At 56.1% G+C, this 24,436-nt stretch carries 16 protein-coding genes; 8 read left to right on the top strand and 8 right to left on the bottom strand.

Annotated elements, in window-relative coordinates:
* Positions 1-63 precede the first annotated feature (63 nt).
* From EGT74_RS19590 to EGT74_RS19580, 3 genes are read left to right on the top strand one after another with little or no spacing between them, the layout of a single operon-like run.
* Complete coding sequence (locus EGT74_RS19590; protein WP_220392911.1) at positions 64-3,510, top strand: SusC/RagA family TonB-linked outer membrane protein; 3,447 nt, start codon at positions 64-66, stop codon at positions 3,508-3,510.
* 11 nt (positions 3,511-3,521) lie between these two features.
* Positions 3,522-5,228, top strand: a complete 1,707-nt coding sequence (locus EGT74_RS19585) for a SusD/RagB family nutrient-binding outer membrane lipoprotein (protein ID WP_123848255.1) — start codon at positions 3,522-3,524, stop codon at positions 5,226-5,228.
* A 27-nt stretch (positions 5,229-5,255) separates the two neighbouring features.
* Positions 5,256-6,611: a PhoPQ-activated pathogenicity-related family protein gene (locus EGT74_RS19580; RefSeq protein WP_123848254.1), complete on the top strand. Its 1,356-nt coding sequence runs from the start codon at positions 5,256-5,258 to the stop codon at positions 6,609-6,611.
* Between the two features lie 53 nt (positions 6,612-6,664).
* On the opposite strand, the gene EGT74_RS19575 is transcribed toward EGT74_RS19580, so the two are convergent.
* Positions 6,665-7,552 (bottom strand): LysR substrate-binding domain-containing protein, encoded by an 888-nt coding sequence (locus EGT74_RS19575; RefSeq protein ID WP_123848253.1) that lies wholly within the window; start codon positions 7,550-7,552, stop codon positions 6,665-6,667.
* A gap of 117 nt (positions 7,553-7,669) precedes the next feature.
* Between EGT74_RS19575 and EGT74_RS19570 the strand changes: the two genes are divergently transcribed.
* Positions 7,670-8,623 (top strand): YeiH family protein, encoded by a 954-nt coding sequence (locus EGT74_RS19570; protein ID WP_123848252.1) that lies wholly within the window; start codon positions 7,670-7,672, stop codon positions 8,621-8,623.
* Positions 8,624-8,657: 34 nt separating this feature from the next.
* On the opposite strand, the gene EGT74_RS19565 is transcribed toward EGT74_RS19570, so the two are convergent.
* The 7 genes from EGT74_RS19565 to EGT74_RS19535 all read right to left on the bottom strand — a co-directional run bounded on the left by EGT74_RS19565 (position 8,658) and on the right by EGT74_RS19535 (position 17,805).
* On the bottom strand, positions 8,658-11,174 hold the full coding sequence (locus EGT74_RS19565; RefSeq protein ID WP_123848251.1) for a phosphocholine-specific phospholipase C: 2,517 nt from the start codon (positions 11,172-11,174) through the stop codon (positions 8,658-8,660).
* Positions 11,175-11,261: 87 nt separating this feature from the next.
* A complete protein-coding gene (locus EGT74_RS19560) occupies positions 11,262-12,236 on the bottom strand; it encodes a metallophosphoesterase family protein (protein WP_123848250.1) in 975 nt (324 codons plus the stop codon).
* Between the two features lie 10 nt (positions 12,237-12,246).
* Positions 12,247-13,074 (bottom strand): helix-turn-helix domain-containing protein, encoded by an 828-nt coding sequence (locus EGT74_RS19555; protein WP_123848249.1) that lies wholly within the window; start codon positions 13,072-13,074, stop codon positions 12,247-12,249.
* A 71-nt stretch (positions 13,075-13,145) separates the two neighbouring features.
* A complete protein-coding gene (locus EGT74_RS19550; RefSeq protein ID WP_123848248.1) occupies positions 13,146-15,512 on the bottom strand; it encodes a TonB-dependent receptor in 2,367 nt (788 codons plus the stop codon).
* 114 nt (positions 15,513-15,626) lie between these two features.
* The gene (locus tag EGT74_RS19545) at positions 15,627-16,658 is read right to left on the bottom strand and encodes an adenylate/guanylate cyclase domain-containing protein (RefSeq protein ID WP_123848247.1); all 1,032 of its coding nucleotides are present in this window, start codon (positions 16,656-16,658) and stop codon (positions 15,627-15,629) included.
* A 73-nt stretch (positions 16,659-16,731) separates the two neighbouring features.
* Positions 16,732-17,343, bottom strand: coding sequence for a sterol desaturase family protein (locus EGT74_RS19540; RefSeq protein ID WP_123848246.1), 612 nt, complete (start codon positions 17,341-17,343; stop codon positions 16,732-16,734).
* A gap of 159 nt (positions 17,344-17,502) precedes the next feature.
* A complete protein-coding gene (locus tag EGT74_RS19535; RefSeq protein WP_123848245.1) occupies positions 17,503-17,805 on the bottom strand; it encodes a GNAT family N-acetyltransferase in 303 nt (100 codons plus the stop codon).
* A gap of 75 nt (positions 17,806-17,880) precedes the next feature.
* Between EGT74_RS19535 and EGT74_RS19530 the strand changes: the two genes are divergently transcribed.
* The 4 genes from EGT74_RS19530 (at position 17,881) to EGT74_RS19515 (ending at position 24,165) form a co-directional block, all read left to right on the top strand.
* The gene (locus EGT74_RS19530) at positions 17,881-18,639 is read left to right on the top strand and encodes a bestrophin-like domain (protein ID WP_123848244.1); all 759 of its coding nucleotides are present in this window, start codon (positions 17,881-17,883) and stop codon (positions 18,637-18,639) included.
* An 85-nt stretch (positions 18,640-18,724) separates the two neighbouring features.
* Positions 18,725-20,437 carry an IlvD/Edd family dehydratase gene (locus EGT74_RS19525; RefSeq protein WP_123848243.1) on the top strand — a complete coding sequence of 571 codons (1,713 nt, stop codon included), beginning with the start codon at positions 18,725-18,727 and terminating at the stop codon, positions 20,435-20,437.
* A 63-nt stretch (positions 20,438-20,500) separates the two neighbouring features.
* The gene (locus EGT74_RS19520) at positions 20,501-21,268 is read left to right on the top strand and encodes an SDR family NAD(P)-dependent oxidoreductase (protein ID WP_123848242.1); all 768 of its coding nucleotides are present in this window, start codon (positions 20,501-20,503) and stop codon (positions 21,266-21,268) included.
* A gap of 71 nt (positions 21,269-21,339) precedes the next feature.
* Positions 21,340-24,165 (top strand): FAD-binding and (Fe-S)-binding domain-containing protein, encoded by a 2,826-nt coding sequence (locus EGT74_RS19515; RefSeq protein ID WP_123848241.1) that lies wholly within the window; start codon positions 21,340-21,342, stop codon positions 24,163-24,165.
* The last annotated feature ends 271 nt before the right edge of the window (positions 24,166-24,436 follow it).

The following is a 24,436-nucleotide window of genomic DNA, read 5'->3' as shown; positions in this document are numbered from 1 at the left end:
GAATTCCTTGCCTGCGTCCCGCAAATGGGCGCCGGGGAATCATTTGCCCTAAAAAACAAAACAATGCGAGCTGTATTCCGATTGTCAATGCACCGGTACGCGCCCCGGGCCGTTTGCCTGCTGCTCTTCCTGCCGGCCGTTGCGCCCGCCCAGACCGTCGCGCCGTCTGCCGCGGGCATTGTGCGCAACGAGTCGATGCAGGCGCTGGAAGGGGTGGCGGTGGAGCTGTTTTCCGAAACAGGCAAAGCGCTGGCCAGCACCATCACCAACGACAAAGGCGTGTTCTCCCTCTCCAGGATCCCGGCCGGCGGGCCTTATTATTTTGTGTTTTCACACGTGGGGTATATCAAGGATACGCTGCGGAATTACCAGGTGAATGAAACCACCCGGCTGTCGCTGTCGGTAGTGCTGAAAGACAAAACCAGGGAACTGGGCGCCGTGACGGTAACGGCGCTGGGCATCCGGCGGGCCACGAAGTCGCTGGGATATTCGGTGGAAGAACTGGGCGGGAAGGAATTCAACCGCGTGGCGCAGGAAAACTTCCTCAATGCGATGTCCGGCAAACTCGCCGGCGTCACCATTAACTCCACCGGTGCGCCGGGTTCATCTGTGAGCATGATCATCCGCGGGGCCACCTCGCTGAGCAGCGACAACCAGCCGCTCTTCGTGATCGACGGGGTGCCGCTGGCCAATACGCTCAACAACATCAGCGAAATCGGCAGCAACAACAAGGTGGATTACGGCAACGCCATTTCCGATATCAATATGGATAATATCGAAAGCGTAACGGTGCTGAAGGGCCCCAGCGCGGCGGCCCTATACGGTTCGCGCGCGGGCAACGGGGTGGTGCTCATCACCACCAAAACCGGCAGGAAGGTAGACCGGCTTACCGTCAACGCCTCGCAGAACGTGGTGTTCGATATTCCCTACAAATTCCTCAACTGGCAAACGAAATTCGGGCCGGGACAATTTTCCGCCATTCCCGTTTCGCGCAGCGGCAACCTGCTTACCAATCCTTTCGGTTCCATCATACAGGAAAATATAGACGCCACCTATGGCGCGCAACTCGACATGGGATATGAAGAAGTGCAATGGAACAGCCCGAAAGACGCCAACGGCAAACCCATTCCCATGCCGCTCGTTTCTCATAAAAACAACGCTAAAAACTTCGTCAATACCGGTATCACTTCTACTACAGCTATTTCACTGGCCAATAATAACAATATGCTGGCTTACCGCATGTCGTACGCCAACATGACCAACAAAGGCATCCTGCCGAATACGGACCTGTACAGGAACGCCCTCAACCTTAACTCCAGCCTGAAGGTGACGCAGCGCGTGACGCTCGCCGCCAACGTGGATTTCAGCCGCAGTAACTCCAACAACCGGGCGGCGGGCGACCGCGGCACCAACCCTTTGCAGTGGGTGTACAGCGTATCGCCGCATATCGACATCCGCGACCTGCGCAATTACTGGATGCCGGGGCAGGAAGGCATACAGCAGCGTACCCAGTACAACGGCGTGTTCAACAACCCGTACTTCCTTGCCCATGAAGTGAACAACGGGTTTGTGCGCGACCGGGTGTTCGGGAACATCCGCGCCGACTGGGCCATCACGTCCAAGCTGAGCCTGATGGTGCGTTACGCTCTCGACAACTACAAGGAGGAAAGGGAAACGAAGATCGCCAACAGTTACCTCGATTCACGGAACGGCGCATACGGTATCATCAACATCAGCAACTACGAACGCAACGCCGATGCGTTGCTGACCTATAAAGACCGCTTCAGTGATTTTGATTTCTCCGTTTCGGGAGGAGGCAACCTCCGTTACCAGACGGGCAAAAACGTGACCAACGCCAGCAAACCCGGTACCGGCCTGGTGGTGCCGGGTGTATATACGTTGCAGAACATCCTTCCCGAAAACCTCAATTTCAACAGCAACACTTTCGAAAAAGGCGTGCATAGCGTGTACGGCATGCTGAACCTGGGTTACAAAGGCATGGTGTACCTGGATGTGACTGGGCGTACAGACTGGTCGAGCACCCTGCCGGATGCGGAGCCGTATTTTTACCCGTCCGCATCGCTCAGTCTGCTCGTCAATGAAATGGCGGGCATTACCAGCCAGCGTATCAACATGATCAAGGTTCGGGGCGGCGTGGCCAAAGTGGGGAACGACGCGAGCCCTTACCAGCTGACGGCGGTATTGTCCAACGCCGGCGCCTGGGGCGGCATTCCCCGCCTTTCCACATCGGGCACCCTGCTGAACCCTTACCTGAAACCGGAAACGGCTACCTCATACGAAGGCGGGATTGATGTGACCTTGCTGAACGACCGCCTCCGCTTCAGCGGCACCTATTACGTGGTGGAAAACGAAAACCAGATCTTCAGCACCAAAACGCCGCCATCGTCCGGTTATTCGTCTAAAAACATCAACGCCGGTTTGCTCCGCAGCCGGGGTATTGAATTATCGCTCGGCGGTACGCCGGTGCAAACGAAAAACTGGCGCTGGGAAGTGAATGCGAACCTCACGCGCAACCGCACCAAAATCGTCAGCCTCACCAACGACATGCCGTATTACACCCTCTGGGAAGAAGCCAGGGGCGGGGCCTGGACGTACGTGGGCGAAGACATCGGCGATATTTACGACGCCGCGCTCGTGACGGTGAAAGATGAAAAATCAAAGTATTACGGTTACCCGCTGCTCGACAATAACGGCAAGTGGCAGGCCATCGACGCACAGAATACCCGAAACAAGATCGGCAACTTCAACCCCGATTTCATCCTCGGCGCGCAAACCACGCTGAGTTACAAAAACTTTACCCTGAGCATGACGTTCGACTGGCGCAACGGCGGCGATTTTGTATCGCAGACCTACCGTTACGGCGAAGAGCACGGCAACTCGCAGCGGTTCCTCGACAAACTCATCAACCCCGGTAACCTGCGCGGGCAGGAGCTGGCGGACTACCTGCAACGCAACGCCAACAACATGATCCTGGTGAACGGCAATTATTTCCCGCTGGTGGGCGGCCCTACGCCGGAGTACAACGGTTATCCCTTTACCTACGGTTCCTACACGCTGCCCTACGGCGGCGTATTCATCCCCGGCGTACGGGCCAGCGGCTACGACGCACAAGGTAACCCCACCGGGTACATCGAAAACCTGGGCGGCCCCGGCACACTCACATTGCCGTATGCCGGCAGCACCACGTGGTCGTTTACCCGGGCCTTTTTATTCCCCGCTTCTTACCTGAAGCTGCGGGAAGTATCGCTGGCGTACGAACTGCCCGCCAGTATCGCGAAAATCGTGCGGGCGCGCAATGCCAGCTTCGCCGTGTACAGCCGCAACATCATTCTCTGGACGGCCGCCAAAATCGGCATCGACCCCGAGAATGCCTACCAGCCGGCCGCCGCGGTGCAGGGCTCCGGCATCCAGTTCAAACAGGGCATTGAAAGATATAACGTAACGCCCTGGAGCATTCCGCTGGGCATGAAACTGAACCTGACTTTTTAAAAGAAGGAACAATGCAAAGCATCAAAACATTTTCGGTCATCATATTGGCGGCAGCTTTGGCGGTATCCTGCAAAAAGAACCTGGTATCGCTGAACGACAATCCCAACGGGGCCAATCCCGCCAACACCAACCCGTCGTTCGTATTGTCCACCGTGCTCACAGAAACGGGCCGCGCTTATGTGGACCTCGGTTTCAACGATGTGGCCGGCGTGATGCAGCACACGCAGAAAGACGGCTGGGTGGGCTCTCATAATGAATACGACTGGGGCGGCTCCAACAGCTGGAGCGGCTATTACGATATTCTGCGGAACAACCAGCTGGTGTACGAAAAGTCGGTGCAATCCGGCTTTGAGCTGCATCAGGGTGTGTCGCTGGTGATGAAGTCGATGCTCTTCGGCCTGATCACCGACCTCTGGGGCGATGCGCCTTACACCCATGCGCTGAAGGGCGATAAGGAAGGCGCCGAAAACGCCACCCCGCCGCTGGACCCGCAGGAGCTGATCTACACCGGCATCCTGGCCGATCTGGACAAAGCCAATACGCTGCTGTCGAAACCGAAAAATCAATACACCAGCCCCATCGACGCCGTGGATGTTTATTACCAGGGCGACCCGGTAAAATGGCGGAAGATGGCGAACTCGCTGGCATTGCGGTATTACATGCGCCTCTCCGAAAAACTGCCGGCGGTGGCGAAGGCGGGCATCGAAAAGATCGTGGCCAGCCCGGACAAATACCCCATCATCTCCAATCCCAATGCTTCCGAAGATGCCACGATGGCCTTCGTCGGTACCAGCGACGCGGATTCCTGGCCTACGAACAGCAACTACGACCGCGACAACGGCAGCCGTTACCGCCGCATCAAAATGTGCAATACCCTCGTGCAGGCGATGCAGGCGCTCAATGATCCGCGCCTCGGCGTATGGGCCAAAAAGGTGGACGTGTTTCTGGTGGTGGATCCCAATAAACCCTCCGGTACGGGGAACGTGTACAAAACGTCCGACACTACGGTGGCGGGCGAAAAGCGCAAGGTGCGGTACATTTCCCCCGATGTGCTCACGTCAAAAGGGTTAACTTTGAATGACATCAACCAGGACGTGAATTATGTGGGCCTTCCGCCCGCGCTGGCCGGCCCGGCGGTGTACAACCTGAGCAACGACGCGGCGCAGGCGTCAACCAATCCGCATGTGTCGTGGCTGAGCGATATTTACAAGGAAGCCAAAGGGCCTTTGCTGAAAGCGCGCCTCATCACAGCCGCCGAAGTGCATTTTATCCTGGCGGAAGCATCCGCGGTGAAGGGCTGGGCGGCCGGCGACGCCGAAGGGCATTATAAAGCCGGCATCCAGGCGTCGTTCAGCGCCTGGGGCGTGGCCGACAAGTACGCGGCCTATGTGGCGAGCCCCGCCGTGGCATTTAAAAACACCCGGCAGCAGATCATCGAACAGAAATGGATCGCGGCCTGGAGCGCCGCCACCGAGGCCTGGTTCGATTATAAAAGGACCGGTTTCCCCGTGATGAAAGGCGGGCCGAATGCCAAAGCGCCTGCCGTTCCGGTGCGTTTTTATTACATGCTCGATGAAAGAAATTTGAATAAGGTAAACGTGGACGCGGCTTCCGCCAAACTGGAAACCACCCCGTTTTCCCCGTACGGCGCCAACGGCCCGCAAAACAGCCCCTGGTCCAAACCCTGGGTGCTGCAGGGAACCGGCAAACCATGGTAAAAAAATGTACAAAATAACCGTTCAACAATGAAAACACTATTCGTCAGAAAGATCGCACTGCTTTTTATTCCCGTGATGACTACGCTGCTGGCCGGTGCGCAGCAAAAGGTGACGCCCGAAACGGCGCTGCAGAGCTACCTGCAGAACGGCGACAAGACCTTCAGCTGGGTGGTGAAGGACTCGTTCATGGTCCAGGACGTCAAAGCATACAGTTTGGCGCTCGTGTCGCAGCAATGGCGGGAATTTACCTGGAAACACCAGCTCATGGTGTTTATTCCTGCCGAGATCAAACACAACGGTGCGTTGCTGTTCATCACCGGCGGGTCGCTGAAAGACGGCGAGCCGAAATGGAACGGCGAAAAAGACAACCTGTTCCAGGGTATCGGCAAGATGGCCGGAGAAAGAAAGGCGGTGACGGCGGTATTGCGCCAAACGCCCAACCAGCCGTTGTTCGACAATCTTACGGAAGACGCCCTGATTTCCTTTACGCTGCATAATTTCAAAAAGGATAACGACTACACCTGGCCGCTGCTGTTCCCGATGGTGAAAAGCGCCGTGCGGGCGATGGATGCCGTGCAGCAATTCACCGCGCAGCAGGGCACGCCCAAGGTAGAGAAGTTCGTGGTGGCGGGCGCTTCCAAACGCGGCTGGACCACCTGGCTCACCGGCGCCAACGACAACCGCGTGGCCGGCATCGCGCCGATGGTGATCGACATCCTGAACATGCCCGTGAGCCTCGATTACCAGATCAAAACCTGGAAAGAATACAGCATCCAGATCGAGGATTACGTGAAGCTCGGCATCCCCCAGCAGGCGCATACGCCCAGCGGCGAAGCGATCAACGTGATGGTGGACCCGTATTCATACCGTAAAAATCTCAACATGCCGAAAATGCTCTTCATGGGCACGAATGATGAATACTGGGTGATCGACAACGTGAAGAACTACATCAACGACATTCCGGGCAAATACCTCCTGAATTATGTGCCCAACGAAGGACATAGCATGGGCAACGGGCAGCAGGTGTTCAACGGGCTCAGTTCGTTTTTCGGGATGACGCTCAACGGTGGTAATTACCCGGAATGCAAATACACGGCGAAAGAAAGCAAAAAAGGCGTGAACCTCACCGCTACCGCGTCCGCCGACCGCCTGGAAGATGTGATCGTGTGGACGGCCACTTCCACCGATCTCGATTTCCGGAACGACAAATGGTCGTCGAAGAGCCTGGGCATTGCGCAGACCTCGAAAGTGTCCGTGACGCAGCCATTCCCGGCCAGCGGCTACGGTGCGTTTTATGTCGATTTTAAATACCGTGATACCAACGGCGGAAGTTATACCGTGAGCACGCGCGTGTACCTGACGGATACGAAGAAGATACTCTAGCCAACCGGCCATCAACCTGCACAACAGAGGCGTACCATACCGGTACGCCTTTTTTATGCGGTATGCTGCCGGGTGAATTTCATGAAGAGTTGCGCGAGTTTGTCCTGCTGGCCCTGCGGATACACAAAATGATATTTCCGGGGTACGCGGAAATCCTTCACCGGTATCACCCTGAAATCGCCCGCGGCCAGTTCGTGCTGCACCGCCTGCAGTGAAATGAACGCCGCGCAGGGCGCGTGGCGCAGGTATGATTTGATGCTTTCCGTGCTGCCCATGTACATGAGAATGTTGAGGTCGGAAAGTTTCAGTTTCAGCCGCTTCAGTTCATCCACGATCACTTCGAGCGTACCGGAGCCGTGCTCCCGCACCAGCAGCGGTATTTTTTTGAGGCCTTCCGCCGTAATGCCCTGTTTGTACGATTTGTAATCCGCGTTGCAGATCAGTGCGATCTCGTCTTTGGCGAATTCCACGTACTTCAGTGCGGGGTCTTTGGAATGCCCTTCCGTGATGCCCAGCTGGATGGTCTTTTGCAACAGGGCCTGCTGGATCTGTTCCGTGTTGCCGTATAGGAGCGACGTGCGGATGTGAGGGTATTGCTGGTTGAATGCGGCCAGCAGGGGAGGGATGAAATACTGGGCGATGGTGGTGCTGGCGCCGAGATGCAGTACGCCGCCCTGCGCATGTTTCAGCTGGTTGATGTCGAACTCGAGGTTGCGGTAACAGGCGAAGATGTTGCCCGCGTGGTGGAGCATCACATTGCCCGCCGCCGTCAGCTGGATTTTGTTGCCGCTGCGCTCGAACAACGCCACGCCCAACTGCTGTTCCAGTTCGTGTATATGTTTGGTGACGGCCGGTTGCGAAATGAACAGCTCCTCCGCCGCGCGTGTGAAACTGAGACGGTTGGCCACCGTGTAAAAAACTTTCAGCCTGAAGTCGAACATACGGCAAATATACCCATAACCAGTGATGATTTTTAGTTGAAGGTATCATAACCTGAAGTTATGATGCATTACCAAAGGCAATTTCTCCTTTACCTGCCGTAGCGCGACCTTTGGGCCATGAAAAATATCAACGCGCTGCTGGAGAGAAGTATTACGACGAGGGAGCTGATTTTCATACTGGCCGCTGTTTTGTGTGTATCGCCGCTGATATCCCCGCCGGTGGCGCTGCTGCTGGGCTGGGGGATTGCCGGTTTTATCGGGCATCCTTATCTCCACCTCAATCACCGGCTCACCCGTGTATTGCTGCAGGTTTCCATCGTAGGGCTGGGTTTTGGCATGAACGCCGCCAACGCCATTAAAGCGGGCCGGGAAGGTTTGTTGCTGACGGTACTGTCCATTGCGGCCACGCTGTTATTCGGCTGGCTGCTGGGCAGGTGGATGAAGGTGGACAAACACACCTCTTTCCTGATCTCCGCCGGTACCGCCATTTGCGGCGGCAGCGCCATCGCGGCCGTTTCACCTGTGATCAGGGCGGAAGAGAAACAGGTGTCGCTGGCATTGGGGACCGTTTTTGTGCTGAATTCCGTGGCTTTGTTTGTGTTTCCTTTCGTGGGGCGGTTGCTGCATTTAAGCCAGCTACAGTTCGGGTTATGGAGCGCCGTAGCCATTCACGACACCAGTTCAGTGGTAGGCGCAGCAGGCCACTTCGGCAGCGAGGCGTTGGAAGTGGCCACTACCGTAAAGCTGGCGAGGGCGCTCTGGATCATTCCGGTGGTGGTGCTGGCAGCCTTTTCGTTCCGCAGTAAGGGATTCCGGTTCAGTGTACCGTATTTTATCCTGCTGTTCATCGCGGCGATGCTGCTGAATACTTATGTGCCGGCGGTACAGCGGGTCAGCCATTATTTCACCGGTGTGGCGCAGGCGGGTTTGACGCTGACGCTGTTCCTGATCGGGAGCAGTCTCTCCCCGAAAGTAATACGGGCCATGGGCTGGAAGCCTTTGCTGCAGGGCGTGCTATTGTGGGTGGCGGTGGCAGCCGTGGTGTTGTGGGCGGTAGTGCGTTTCTTTTAAATAAAAATGCCCCGGAATGTCCGGGGCATTGCTTTTATGCTTTACGGCCGATGGCGGGGTCGCTGAGGCCTTCACGGCCGTTCTCCGCCCTGCCGGCGTAACGTTGTTCGAAGTGATCGTCGCCCTGTACCGACACACTGAAATCGTACCAGTAGTTGCTTTTGTTCAATGGTAATACGATGGATTCCTTTTTGCCTCTGGATACTTTGCGTACGATGTCTTTTTGTCCGTAGGCATTATCCCTGATCACTACCGTGATCGTATCCGCGCTGCCGGTGTTGAGCAGCGAGAGCTGGAGGTAGCCGGTCGGTTTTTTGATTTTGGGATCGAGCTCATCTTCACACACCACCTGCAGCACCGGGTCTTTTCCTTTGAATTCCCGGTAGAAACCGTTCGGGCCATGGAGGCGCAGGTGGTACCGTTCTTTGTCGAACGCAGCGGCGGGCCAGCTGTAGCTGAGTTTGTCGCCGCGCTTCACCGCAAAATACCAGTTGCGGCAAACATCTTCCTGCCCGTTCTCATCCTTGTAAACCACCGGCGCGTATACCGTGTACGGCGCGCCAACGCCTTCCTCGCCGAGATGCAGGGCGGCGGCCATTTCAATATCGAAAGTCTTTTTCTCCGCGTTCCATTTTCCGTCGGCATACAGCTCGTAGGGCAGCGCTGTGGAAGGCCGCTGGCCCGGTTCCTGGTAGAGGGCGGGCTTGAGCGTCAGCTGCCGGGCTTCCTCGTCTGAGAGTTTTTTAAACCCGCCGGGATCCTGGCGGAATTTGGCGTTGTAGATATCCCTCACGATCTGGTCGCGGTTAATGAATGGAATCGCCGGCGGTTTGGTGCCGTCGAACGGCGTGAACGCGGATGTGAGATCTCCGCAGATGGTGCGGCGCCAGGCGCTGATATTTTCCGTACAGATGTTCTTGTTGAACTTCCGGTTCACAAATGTTTCGAGGAACTGGAGGGTAGAAGTATGGTCGAATACCTGTGAGCACACTTTCCCGCCGCGGCTCCAGGGAGAAGCGATCAGCATCGGCACCCGGAAACCGAGCCCCACCGCGCCGCCGCGGGCGGCCTTGGGAGGAACGCCCTGTTTCAGTTCGTTTTCGAGCCGTACATGTTCGATCTCCGTGTCAATGCCCGGTGAGCATTTGCCGGTGCCGGTTTTCGCATCGTCCGGGATGGAGAACGGCGGCACATGATCGAAATAACCGTCGTTTTCATCGTAGGTAACGATGAAGATGGTCTTTTTCCAGACTTCAGGATTCTTGGTCAGGATGTCGAGCACTTCAGACACGTACCACGCGCCATACCAGGGCGCGCTGGGATGGTCGGAAAAATTCTGCGGGCTGGCCAGCCAGGATACGGTGGGCAGTTTGCCTTCGTTCACGTCTTTCCTGAACTGGTAGAGAATGTCACCAGCCGGTACCGTTACTTCGCGCGATGCGTTACCGTCCTGGTAGTTCATTTTGGACAGTTTGCGGAACTGCGGGTCGGCGGAGTTGATCACAAAGGCCCGCTCGTGCAGACTTTTATCTTTGCCCGTCAGTTTGCTGCGGGTGAGGGCGTTCCATTTGTCGAGCTCGGCGCGGGCGCTGGCTAACGCTTCCTGTTTTTTGGCGATGGCCGCTTTATTTTTTTTCGCCGCTGCTTCAGTGGAGGGCGTGGCTTCTTCCAGTGCGTTGATTTCAGCGGGGAGGGTATCTATCTGCAACTGCAGATTCTTTACATACCGCTCCGTGAACTTCACCTGGTACGGCTCGAAAAATTCCAGCAGGTTGCAGCCGAAGTTGGCGAGCCAGGATCTTTCTTCTCCCACGAAACCACCGCCGCAGCTCACATCGTTCTGGTAAAATTTCCAGGCCACGCCGTTTTCTTCGAGCAGCTCGGGAAAGGTACCCCAGTTGAATTTGCCGTAGCTGAAGTTGTCGTTCCGGATGTTGGCTTTCGGCGCGCCGTTTTCCTCGCTCATGATCTTGCCGGTCCAGAAAAAGGACCGGTTGGGCGTGGTGCTCGTCATGGCCGAACAGAAATTCTGGTCGCAGACCGTAAAGGCGTCCGCCATGGCGTAGTTAAAGGGCAGGTCTTCGCGCGTGTAATACCCCATGGTGAGCGGCATGTGTGCGTATTGTTTGTTGCCGGGCTTTTTGGCCGGCAACCATTTGTCGTATTTGCCGAGGTTGTTGGCGTCTACCTGGCTCGCGCGCGAGTGCGGCAGGGCGCCCATCCAGGTCACTTTCGTGTCTTTGATGTCGAGCCGGAAGGGACCATAGGTTTCTCCCTGCTCATTGGTTTGGAGGTACACAGATTTCCGGTCGGGCAGGGTGATCGCCCTGGGATCGTTCAGGCCCCTTACGCCCCGCAGGGTGCCGAAGCAGTGGTCGAAGGAGCGGTTCTCCTGCATCAGTATCACCACGTGCTCCGCATCGAGGAAAGTGCTGCCGGGCTGCGGATCGATCGCCAAAGCCCGCTGGATGGAGCCGGGCAGCACGGTCGACATGCCCGCCGCACCGGAAAGGAGAATAGATTTCCTGAGAAAATCCCGTCTGGTATCCATAAAGTGTAAGTATTTTTAAATGGAATTAAACATTTTTAAAGCCACGGTAAAATAGTAAAATATGGATGCCGGTGTATAAAAAAGTGATTAACGGTGTGTTATTTTCGGGATCCCCACTGCATAGTTGCTGATTTTGACCGGGTAGCGCGCCCTGATCTTGTCGGGCACGGGATCGCGGTAGGTGCTGGCCTTTCCTTCGATGGTGAGCCGGCCGGCGGGGTGAAGGGTGATGAAAGCGAACAGCGGATCGGCGTAGTAGAGCGCCTTGCCGGAATAGAGATAACTGGCGCTGTTGATGATGAAATAATGCACCCCGTTCCGCTCGGCATGCCGGTCGTCGTGATCGTGCCCCATGAATACAGCCGTCACCTCGTTATTCCGACCGGCTTCCCGGGCGCGGAGGTTTGTTTCGTCAAAAATGGCCAGTATCTCGTCCGCATTCCCCAATTCGTCATAATAATCGCTGAGGAACACCGGCTGGTGCATGAATACGATCACGGGATGTTTCGCGGCGGCCAGGTCATCGCGCAGCCAGGCGAGTTGCGCCGCATCGGAAAAACTGCGCTGCGGCGCGGGCAGCGGGCCCCAGTTGCTGCTGGCGTAATCCGCCAGGGTACCGTCGTCCCGCTTCAGGAAATTCCGGTCCATCACCACGAAATGATAACCGCCCCGGTCGAAGGAATAATAACGTTGCTCCATGCCCAGCAGCTGCATCATGGTTTTTTTATCGCAGAAATCCATGTCGTGGTTGCCGAGCACATGATACTTCGGTCCGGAGAAGCGGTTCCATTGTTCGAGAATACCCTCCGTCTGTTTGAGCTGGGTGATGAAGTCGCCGCACTGGATGATAAAATCCGGCGAGGATTTCAGCACCGCATCCATAAAGGCCGTCATGCGGGGCACTTCATTTTTGCCGAACTGCATATGGTGCAGGTCCGAGATGACGCCGATCCTGAGCGGCCTGGGTGCGGTGGTGGGGGCGATGGCCCAGCTGCGGGAACCAACGAGGAGACCGGTAGCGGAGAGGCCCAGCTGCCGGAGGAAATTTCTGCGTGCTATCATACAAACGTGTTTAGTAGTATTTACCAGGCCTGCTTACACAGAAGCCGTTTTCGCGTATTTCTTTCATAAAATGCTCCGGCGCCATGCCCATGTAAAACCGGAAGTCTTTGATGAGATGACTCTGGTCGTGGTAACCGAAGTCGTGCACCATATCCATCCAGTCGATGTCCCGGGTGCCGTTGGCCACCTGCTCGCGGATGCGGTGAAGCACCTGTTTGAACCGGATGAAACGCAACACCTCTTTCGCGCTGTACCCGGTGTATTTCCGGAACCTCGTCTGCACGGTGCGTTCCGATACGCCGGTGTCCTGCGCAATGGCTTTGGCGGGCTGCACCAGCGGGTTGTCGAAATAGGGCAACCCGTTCACCAGTGGAATGGCGCCTTCTTCCGGTGCACGCAGCATCGATTGCAGGTATTCGCCCAGCAGCATTACCCTGTCTTCGGTATGCGGCGTGTCTTTCAGCGTTTGCCACAATTCCTGCAAGCCCTCGCTTTCCGCCAACTTGGCGGCGTCCGTTTCATCGGGCGTGGCCTGGAAAAGCCGGTAAAAGCCATCCAGCACAAATACCACGGCCAGTGTATCGCTTTCCGCCGTCAGCCGGTAATTGAACATTTTTTTCAGCGGCCCCAGTACAGCCGTTTTAACTACCACCTGGTTCGAGGGGAATTCATCAGCGAAAGCAAACGGCATCGGCGCGCCGAAGTTAAACACCAGCAGCATGTCGAAGTTGGGAGCCAGGTGTGCCACTTCATCCGCTACCCCTTTTATGTGGTAGAAGTGCTGGATGGCGGACGACAATGCGGCTGGCGCTTCGTAAAATGTACCGGTGGCTTGCATACGGTGTTGAAGATAAACAAAAACGCCCGCTTCCGGCAAAGGAAACGGGCGTATTCGCTCACGGGAGACGATCAGAATTTATATCCCACGCTCACGCGCAGGTTTCTGCCGGGTTCCGCCTGCCAGTAATAATACGTGGCATAGGCGGCGCCGCTGTAGAGATAAGTATCGAGGATGTTGAAAATATTGGCGTTGAGGGTGATGTGATTCTTTTCCCAGGAAAGGCCCCCGTCGAGCTTGAAATAATCCGGCAGGTCTTTCTGGTTGGCGGCGCCCCAGGTCCAGGTGCTTCTGTCGCCCATAAACGAAAATCCGCCGGAAACGCCGAACCCTTTCAGGGCACCGTTCTGTACGCGGTAGTTGAGCCATGCATTGGCGTTGTGTTTGGCGAAACCGGGCACAGGCGCACCTACCGCCAGCGTTTTGGTGGCTTTATTGATCTTCGAATCGGTAAAGGCGTAATTGGCGATGAGGCTCAAACCCGGCACCAGCTGGCCGCGAAGGTCAAATTCCACGCCTTCCGTTTTGGTTTGGCCTAACTGCAACGAATAATTTTCACCGGCCTGGTTATCCGGATCGTTGGAGAGCTGGTTGTTTTTCAGGATGCGGTATACGGAGGCAGTGGTATTCCAGTTTCCGCCGAACCAGTCTTTTTTCACCCCGAATTCGATGTTGTTGCCCGTGATGGGTTTCACCTTCTCGCCGCTCCTCAGCACACCCGTCTGCGGCACAAAGCTTTGGTCGTACAGGGCGTAAACCGCGGTGGTGGCATCGATGGAAGCGCTGATGCCCAGGCGCGGGGTGAATTTTTTGTCGGATACCCTGGTGCCGTAAGACGATTCTTCCACATAAGTGAAACGCCCGGCCAACGTAAGGCGGATGCGGTTCTGCCAGAAGCCCAGCTCGTCCTGCAGGTAGAAGCCGGTGTACGACTGGTTGATGATGTTGCTACCCGCCCTTACGCGGAGGCTTTTGGTCCGGTCGAAGCGGGGGAGGCCGTTGGCTGGTTTGCCGTAAACGGGATTGAAAATATTGAAGAAACCGCCCACGGAATCGAGGTTGTGGCCCTGGTTCCAGTCGGCCACGTATTCCTTGCTGCCCAGGTCGAGGCCGGCGAGGATGCGGTGCCGGATAGCGCCTGTCGCCACATCGCCGTTGAGGAACAGCAGGCCATATTTGCCTTCGTTCGACGCATCCCAGATGCTGACGCGGCGGATCATCGTGCCGTCTTTGTTGACAGCGCCGGGCCACATGGAACTGCCGGTTTGCCGGTAATTGAAGTACGCGGCCTGCGCGGTCAGTTTCCAGCGGTCGTCGAAACGGTGCTGCATATTTACCAGCACGCTCTGATCGTCGATCACGGTCGGATCAAGGTTCGGTTCCGCGGTGGTGAAGTCGCGGGGCCGCACGGCATACCCGTCTGCCGAAAACACATAGTACGTGCCTACGTTCGACATCTTTACATGCTGCAGCACGTACTCCAGCGTCAACGTGGTTTTATCGTCCACCTTGTAACTCAGTACCGGTGCGATGCTGTAACGGTTGGTAAATTCGTAATCGCGGAAAGAATTTTTGGTTTGTCCCATCAGGTTGAAGCGGTACAGCAGCCGGCCCGTTTTTTCGAGCTGCCCGTCGAGGTCGAGCGTGGCGCGGTACAGGTCGTAGCTGCCGAGCGTGAGCGAGGTTTCGCCTTTGGTGGTGCCGGTCGGTTTTTTCGTCACCACGTTGTAAATGCCGCTGGGCTCGCCGTTCGACATCAGGAAGCCGGCGGGGCCTTTCACGAATTCCACATGGTCTACGAAGCTCATGTCTTCCGTAAGCGGTCCCCACGATGAGGTTACGTTCATGCCGTTGCGGAAAGCGGAGGCACGAGAGCCGCGCATGTTCACACGGGCGTAGAGGTCGCCCCAGTGCTCAAGGCGCGTGGCGCCGCTCACATTGCGGATGAGGCCGTCGCTCATGCTGGTCACCTGCTGGTCGGCCAGCACCTTGTTGGTCACCACCTGTATGTTCTGCGGCGTTTCCAGCAGGGGCGTGGTGAGCCGCAGGGTGGGAGAGTTGAGGTGATCTTTGTAGGGGTTTCTGTTTTTGGTGACCGTAAATTCCTGGAGGTTGACGCCGGAAATCGTCATCACCACCGTTACCTGTACGGTTTTGTTGCCCACCACCGTTACGGTCTGCGAGGCGTTTTCGTGGCCGAGATACGATACGGCGATTTCATATTCGCCGGGTTTGATATCGCGCAGGTAGAAGTCGCCGTTCTCCTGTGTGATAGCCATCTTGGCCGTGCCTTTCAATACCACGGATACGGCCGCCGCGGCGTGGCCGTCGGATGTGGTGACTTTCCCGCGGATATGCCCGTTGCCTTTATCGTCGTGGGCATACAGGAAATGGGGCAGCGTGATGACTGCCAGCAGTATGTATAGATAGCGCAGCATGGTAAGTATGTGTTGTTGATTCGCAGCGCAAATTACATGCACACAGTGGCGCGTCATTTATACATTCCGTAAATTGATTTACGAGATCGGGAAAAATTGTGCTGTGGTGTTTGTTCAGGAGGCCGGCCGGAGAGCGATCAGTTGCATCTCCTTTTCTTTGCCGCGCAGTTTGATGCCGCCGAGGGCTTCGGCTTTATAATGGTTGTTCAGCCGGAGGCCGGCCGCGAGATCGGCGGATACGATCACTTCTTCATTGAATTCCTTGCACAGGCTCTGTATGCGCGAGGTGGTGTTGAGCACATCGCCGGAGTAAGTGATGTCGCGTTTCATGACGCCTATTTCACCGGCAATCACGTGGCCGCAATGGATGCCGGCTTTAAAGGAAGGCAGCAGCCCGTAATACTGCAGGTACTTCGCTTCCTTTGTTTTCAGGTGGCGCTTGATGTCGAAGAAACAATCGATGCACTTGCTGTTTTGGATCCCGTCTTCATACTGCCAGGCTATCACCACTTCATCACCCACGTATTGGTAGATCTCGCCTTTGCTGTCGAGGATGGGATTGGTGATGTCGTTGAAAAAGTCTTTCAGCAGTTCGTGATACTTTTTATCGCCGAGGTGCTCCGCGATGGTGGTGGAGGAATTGATGTCGAGGAACATGAATATTTTCCGTTCTTCCTTCGGGGTGTTGTATTTGCCGCGAAGGATGTTCCAGAAAGTACCCGGTCCGAATTTGCTGTTGATCTGCAGCATCAGTTGTGTAATGGCCACTACCACGGCCCATACCAGCCCGTTTTTGGCAAGGCGGGCGGAGTCAGGCATGGCAATGGCGCGGAGCACGATATTGATGGTGATGATGATCAGGATGAATGAGACCGTTACGGCCAGGATGGTTTTGCCGTAGGGTTTGTCGTGGTACTTGACGTTAATGAAAAACACCTGGAAGCCGCCGCCCACCAATGCGCCAAAAAGCCCGAGGCTCATGTTCAGGAGCAGGGAGGTGGTGAAGGAATATTGGGACGAGGGGCCCGCAGAATTCTGTGTGTGTAAAACGAGGTGGTCGTAAATGGCGATGAGGATTCCTATGACCAGCCAGGTCAGCATCACGATGCCGAGCTGCCGCATTTTCAACAGTGTTCTCCGGTTCATGGTGCGTGGTTTTAAGGGCTCGATTAACTATCCGAAAGTAGTCAGATAAATTAACTTTCCCAATTAAACCCCGCTACTGTTGGTAGAAGGTGCCGAATACGCGGTCCCACAGGGATGAGCTGACCCCGAACCCTTTTTCTTCGCTTTTGTAATGGTGCAGGTGATGGTTGCGCCAGAGCGGTTTCATGAATTTGAAGGGCGGGTTCCAGGCGTGGATGGCATAATGGATGCTGCCATAGAGGAGATAGCCCAGTAAAAAGCCGGGAAAGAAAACGAGCGCCGCTTCCCGGAGAAAGAGGTGCATGATACCGAAGAGGATCGAGGAGATGATGAGGCTGGGCACGGGCGGCATAAACAGCCGCTGCCGGTCGCGCGGGTACTCGTGGTGGTTGCCGTGCAGGGTGTAGGCGATCTTTTGCAGGCGCGGGTTTTCGCTCACCATATGGAACACAAAGCGGTGCATGATATATTCAAAAAACGTCCAGAACAGCAGCGCGCCCGTGAAAATGAGGGCCATGGCCGGGAGGGAGAACCCGGTGACGGCGTAGGCACGGTACAGCATATAACCGATCACGGGCAGGTACATACCCCAGATCACGAGGGGATGTGTTTTGGTCAGCATTTCGAGGTAACGGTTCTCGAACAGCCGGGCCTGTCCTTTATTTTTGATCTTGTCGAATTGCATCTTTTATTTTTTAGGTTGCAGCAGGCTTCGCAGCGCAAAAAATACCAACAACAGCATATGGCAAAAATGCACCTGTTGCGGCTGGCAGCCATCAATTTTCCGTTGAATTGCGGGATGGAGGGGTTGAGTTGTTGAATGCGGGGGATATATTGACGCTGTTTATTTACCGTAGAGCGTCGGGTCGAGCTGGCTGCGGTACTCCGGGTGCTCTTTTACGAATTTGGCTACGAAGGGGCAGTATACCATCACGGGTTTTTTGAGCTCCTTCGCCCAGGCAAAGGCATGGCGGGCGAGGGTGCTGGCAATGCCGCGGCCTTTCAGGGCATCCGGCACGGTGGTGTGCATGAAGGCGATGTTCTTTTTGTAAAAGCGGTAGGTCAGCACCGCCACTTCGCCGTTCAGCCGTATTTCCAGCTGCTGGTTTTCCTCGTTGTTGATGACTGTGATGCTGTCGTTTTCCATGTTGCGCCGGGCGTTGATATTTGTGCCTGTGCGGGAAATTATATAAATTCCGGGAAGGAGCCTCAACCAAACACCATGTTATTTTACTTTTTTTATCTGCTGGTATACCCCTTGTTGCTGATCGGATCGGTGTATGCCGGTTATAGATTCGCTGCGCGGCTGAGAAAGAACGCCCGTTTCTGGAAACCCCTGGGCATCGAAAACGGCATCGTGGGGTTCTACGCCCTGCTGGTATCGTTCACGCTGGTGCAATCCGGCACGCACTCGCAGGAGCGTAGCGTGATGATACACTCCATCGCAGGCGACATTTCTGAAATCTTACGTACTTCGGCGATGTACGATTCCGCCGCCCACCGGGAGGTGAGAACTTATTTTACCCACTTTTTCCGGTTGATGCGGGAGCCATTCGGTGCTACAAGGGAGAGCGTGGAGCGGAAAGTAAAACGGATCGACAGCCTGGATGCTGCTTTCGACCGGCAGATGATCCGGTTTCTGCAAGACCAGCCGGCGGAGCGCGACAAGATCATGAGCCTGCTCTCGCGGATAGACCGGATGGAATCCGTGTACTACCGCTTCCTGCATTCCTACTATCGCAAACTTCCCAAAATGATACTGCTGGTACTGATCCTGTTTTCGATGACCATCAGTTTCCTGATCGGGTTTATCAGCCGGGTGAACCAGAACCGCTTTTTTATTTCCGCCATCATCTTCGTTTTTATGAGCGTGGTCACGGTCAATATCATCCAGGACCTCGACAATCCGGCGTTCGGCTTCATCCAGCCGCAATTCGACGATATAGAAGAGGTGATGGATACTTACCAGATACCTGTATAGTGTATGCCGGCAACGGCCTTCAAACACCGCTATAAAATTGTGCGGGTATATCGTATTTTACAGGAACACGTAAACAGTACAAGCCATGCAAGAATCGCTCAGAAGCCGGCAATGGTTCGGAAAGCAGGGAAAGGACGGATTCATTTACCGCGCCTGGATGAAGAATCAGGGCATTCCTGCCGATGAGTTCACCGGGAAGCCGGTAATCGGCATTTGTAACACCTGGTCTGAGCTCACGCCCTGCAACGCCCATTTCCGCGAGCTTGCCGAGTCCGTGAAGCGCGGCATTCTGGAGGCTGGCGGTTTCCCGGTGGAATTTCCCGTGATGTCGTTAGGCGAAACGCTGATCAAACCTACTGCGATGCTGTACCGCAACCTGGTAAGCATGGACGTGGAAGAGTCCGTCCGCGCCAATCCGCTCGACGGGGTGGTGCTGCTATGCGGCTGTGATAAAACCACGCCGTCGCTGGTGATGGGCGCCTGCAGCGTGAACCTGCCGTCGATCGTAGTATCCGGCGGCGCCATGCTCACCGGCAAATTCAACGGCCGCGATATCGGCACCAGCGACATCTGGCGGTTTACCGACGATCTGCGCGCCGGCATCATGACAGAAGAAGAATTGAACCTCGCCGAAGCGGGGATGTGCCGCAGCCGCGGGCATTGTGCCGTGATGGGCACCGCATCGTCCATGGCCTGCATGGTGGAAGCATTGGGGCTGTCGCTGCCCGGCAACGCCGCCATTCCTGCTGCCGATGCAGGCAGGAAAGTGCTGGCGCAGTTATCCGGGCGCCGCATCGTGGAGATGGTACGGGAGCACATGCGGCCGTCCGACATACTGACCCGCGCCGCCTTTGAAAATGCCATCCGTGTGAATGCCGCTATCGGCGGCTCCACCAATTTTGTGATCCACCTGCTGGCCATCGCCGGCAGGATAGGGGTGGAGCTGGATATGGACGACTTCGACCGGCTTTCCGCCAACATCCCGCTGATAGCGAATCTGCAGCCTTCCGGGAAATATTTCATGGAGGACATGTTTTACGCCGGCGGCCTGCCTGCAGTGATGAAAGAGCTGTTGCCTTGCCTGCACGGCGACGCGGTAACGGCCAATGGGAAAACCGTGCAGGAAAACGTACAGCGCTGCACCTCCCTCAACCGCGAAGTCATTGCCGCCATGGATGCTCCATTTAACCCGCAATCCGGTGTGGTGGTGCTGCGTGGTAACCTGTGCGAGGCCGGTGCGGTGCTGAAGCCGTCCGCCGCCAGCCCGCAGCTGATGCAGCATACCGGCAGGGCCGTGGTGTTTGAAAATATTGAAGACTATAAAGCAAGGATAGACGATCCCGAATTGCCGGTGGATGAAAACTGCATACTGGTGCTGAAGAACGTGGGGCCGAAAGGATACCCCGGCATGCCCGAGGTGGGCAACATGAGCCTGCCTAAAAAGCTGCTGGCTCGCGGTATAACCGATATGGTGCGTATTTCCGATGGCAGGATGAGCGGTACGGGCTTCGGCACCGTGGTGCTGCATGTGTCGCCGGAAGCAGCGGCGGGCGGTACGCTGGCGCTGGTGGAAGACGGTGATCTTATCCGGCTGGATGTGGCCGGCAGAACGCTGAGTTTGCTGGTGGAAGACGCGGTGCTGGAGCAGAGAAGAAACACCAGGAAGGCGTTTGAGAATCCATACATGCGCGGTTATACGCGTTTGTACGTGGAACACGTGGAGCAGGCGCACCTCGGCGCAGATTTAGATTTTCTGAAAGGCGGCTCCGGCAGTGAAGTGCTGCGGGATTCGCATTGAGCGGGTAAATGCAGAACCGGTTTCATAACACCATCCGGGTGGAGAAACGCTAACACAACAAGCATGGATATAGCATCATTCAAAGGACAGGCCGCCATCGTTACCGGCGCAGGACAGGGCATCGGTTTTGAAATTGCCCGGCAGCTGGCGGCGGAAGGAGCCGGCGTTGTGCTGAACGATATCGACGCTCTGCTGGCACAAAAAGCCGCCGCCGCCATCACCGCCACCGGCGGTGCCTGCGTGGCCGTGCCGGGTAACACGGCAGACATCGCCGTGATACGGCAAATGATCGCCGCTGCGGTGCAGCATTTCGGCCGGCTCGATGTCGCCATCGCCAATGCGGGTATTACACTGTTCGGGGATTTTCTCACCTACCCGCAGGAATCATTCAACCAGGTGCTGCAGGTGAACCTGGGCGGCACTTTTTTTCTTGCGCAGGAAGCCGCCAAACAGATGATCAGCCAGGGCGGCGGGGGATCGCTGCTCTTCACATCTTCCGTAACCGGCCACCAGGCGCATAAAGACCTTGCGGCTTATGGCATGACCAAAGCGGCCCTCGAGATGCTGGCCAAAAACCTGGTGATCGAACTTTCGGCCCACGGCATCAACGTTAATACCGTTGCGCCCGGCGCCACCCTTACCGAAAGAACCCTCCATGATCCCGGCTATGAAAAGGTGTGGTCGCAAATCACGCCCATGGGCCGCCCCGCCACCACCGCCGATATCGCCAATGCCGTACTGTTCCTCGTTTCCGGCAAGGCGCGGCATATCACCGGCCAGTGCCTCATCATCGATGGCGGCTGGACTTCCGTCAGCCCTTCGCCGTTTTGAAACAGCCGGATTTTTCACATAAATTTTATGATCTTTGATGACTGATGAACGCAGGTCAAAACAACATACATATGCATCCAGCGGAAGGATTACAACGAATTTTACCGGAAGCACGTATCAAAACGAGATTGATTGACAGGGTATCCTATGCTGCGGATGCCGGTTTTTACCACCTGGTGCCGCAGGCCATCGTACAGCCTGTCAATGAAACCGAAATTGCGGCGCTGTTCAGTTTCTCCCATACCCACAACATCCCGATGGTGTTCCGCACCGGCGGCACCAGCCTGTCCGGTCAGTCGATCACCGACGGCATCCTCGTAGACCTCAGCCAGTACTGGAACCGCATGAACATCGCGGAAGAAGGGAAACTGGTGCGCGTACAACCCGGCATCACCGGGGCGATGGTGAATACTTACCTGAAAAAATACAAACGCAAAATAGGGCCCGACCCATCCAGCATCAGCGCGGCCATGATGGGCGGCATTTTGTCGAACAACGCCAGCGGCATGTGCTGCGGCGTACAATACAACTCCTACCATACCACCCGTTTTATCCGGTTTATGCTGGCGGACGGGCAGACGTTTTCCACCGAAACGCCCGGCGACTACGACCGTTTTCTGCAGGCCTGTCCCGCGTTGGCGGGCGAACTGACCGCCCTGCGCCGCGAGATCCTGGCGAATGAAACGTTGTACCAGACTATCCGCCGCAAGTACGAAACAAAAAACACGGTGGGTTATTCCCTCAATTCGCTCATCGATTACGAACATCCGCTCGATGTTTTTGCGCACCTCCTGATCGGTGCGGAAGGCACCCTGGCTTTTATTGCCGAAGCCGTACTGGAAACCATTCCCGACGAGCCGTACAAAAGCACGGCCATGCTGTATTTCCCCGACATCTACGCAGCCTGCCAGGCCATCCAGCCGTTGAAGGATGCGGGTGCGCTGATGGTGGAACTGATGGACAGGGCTTCCCTGCGCGCCGTAGAACATCTGCCCGGCATGGATCCTTTCGTCAAAACGCTGCCACCCGGTGCGGCCGCCCTGCTGATCGAATTCCAGGAACCCGGCGTGGCGGAGCTGGAGCTGCGGGTGAACGGTTTCCTCGCCGAAACAGGCCGCCTTTCCCTGCTCAACGCCCCGGTATTTACGATCGACCCGGATGAACGGGAGTTTTTGTGGAAGGTGCGCAAAGGCATGTTCCCGGCCGTAGGCGCCGTCAGGGCCAGCGGCACCACCGTCATCCTCGAAGACGTGGCTTTCCCGCTCGATACCCTGGGCGACGCCATCCTCGAACTGCAGGATCTCTTTAGAAAATATAACTACGATAACGCCATCATTTTCGGTCATGCCCGCGATGGGAACATCCACTTCGTGGTGACGCAGTCGTTCAACGACGCCGCTGAAATCGACCGCTACGACCGCTTCCTGCGGGAAGTGGTAGAACTGGTGGTAAAAAAATATAACGGTACCCTCAAAGCGGAGCACGGCACCGGCAGGAATATGGCGCCCTTCGTGGAAACCGAATGGGGCGGCGATGCCTACCGGATCATGCAGCGCATCAAAGCTGCGGCTGACCCGCTGGCATTGCTCAATCCCGGCGTGATCATCAACAGCGACAAGGAAGTGCACATCAAAAACCTGAAGCAGCTGCCGTCGGTGGAAGCTGAAGTAGACCGCTGCATCGAGTGCGGGTATTGCGAGCCCGTTTGTCCGAGCCGTAACCTGACCACCACGCCCCGCCGCCGCATCGTGGTGCGGCGTTCGCTGGAGGCGATGAAGCTGGCGCATAAGGAAGAGGATCGTAAGACGTTGCTGGAACAATACCAGTACGACGTGCTGGATACCTGCGCCGTGGATGGATTATGCGCGGGTGCCTGTCCCGTTGACATCAATACCGGCGACCTGGTGAAGCGCCTGCGCCGCGAAAACCACTCCGTTTCGGCGAACAAGACCGCTCTTTGGGTGGCCCGCCATTTCAGGGCGACGGAAAAGGCCGCCCGCATCGGTCTTACAGTAGCGATGGGCTTCAGCACGGTGCTGGGGCACAAGGCCATGACAGGCATTACCCGGCTGCTGCGGAAAATATCCCCCGCCATACCCCTATGGTCTGACCAGTTCGTTACGCCGCCAAGCCTGAAGGCGCTGAAACATGCGCCTGCCGGAGGCAATAACGGGACGGTGGTGTATTTCCCCGCCTGTATTTCGCGACTGCTGGGCAGTTCCCATACCGGTAAAAAGAACATCATGGAAACCTTCCTGGAGGTATCCGCGAAGGCGGGTATAGGAGTGAAGGTGCTGGAGAATGCGGAAGGCAGCTGTTGCGGGCAGATCTTCCATTCGAAGGGGTTCGGCGGCGCTTACCAGTTCACTGCCAACCGTATTATCGAACAATTGTGGAACAGCACGGAGCAGGGCCGCTTCCCCGTGGTGATCGACGTGAGCTCCTGCGCGTACACACTGCATGGGCACCGTCCGCACCTGACGCCGGAAAACCAGGTGCGCTTCGATCAGTTGCGGATCATAGACAGTGTTGATTACCTGCACGACATGGTGATGAACGCCTGCAAACCGGGCGTGAAAAAAGAAAACATCGTGCTGCACCCCGTTTGCTCTCTGAAGAAAATGGGTACGGAAACGAAGTTCCGGAAAATAGCGGAACGCTTTGCGGAGAAGGTAACGGTGCCCGTACAGGCCGGCTGCTGCGGGATGGCGGGCGACCGTGGTTTTTTATTCCCTGAACTGACGGCATCCGCCACCTTCCACGAGGCCAGCGAAGTAAAAGCCAACGAGTACACCGGGTATTATTCCTCCACCAAAACCTGCGAAATGGCAATGACGGAAGCGGTGAATAAAAACTACGAATCGATCCTGTACATGGTGAATGAGTGCACTGTGTAAACATGACTGGATACAATATTAAAAGGAGTTGCTGCGGCAGCTCCTTTTTTGTTCAGGGAAGGAATGTATTCCGGGTATTTCTTCTGATAGCCCGATTGGGTTTTAGAGGGGGCTTTTCTGCAGATTTTCTTAATAATGAACTTCTCCATGCGTTGTTTGCAGGGAACCTTATTTTCCCGACCTGTTACAAGTCTGTAGTTACGTTACAGTACGGTTGGGCCAGATCGGTTCGTTTCCGGGAAGGGCTAACTTCCAGTCCCACTTCAGCGGA

The sequence above is a fragment of the Chitinophaga lutea genome, assembly GCF_003813775.1.
Classification (GTDB): domain Bacteria; phylum Bacteroidota; class Bacteroidia; order Chitinophagales; family Chitinophagaceae; genus Chitinophaga; species Chitinophaga lutea.
The sequence above is the reverse complement of the archived record's forward strand: the minus strand, read 5'-3'. Positions and strand labels throughout refer to the sequence as shown.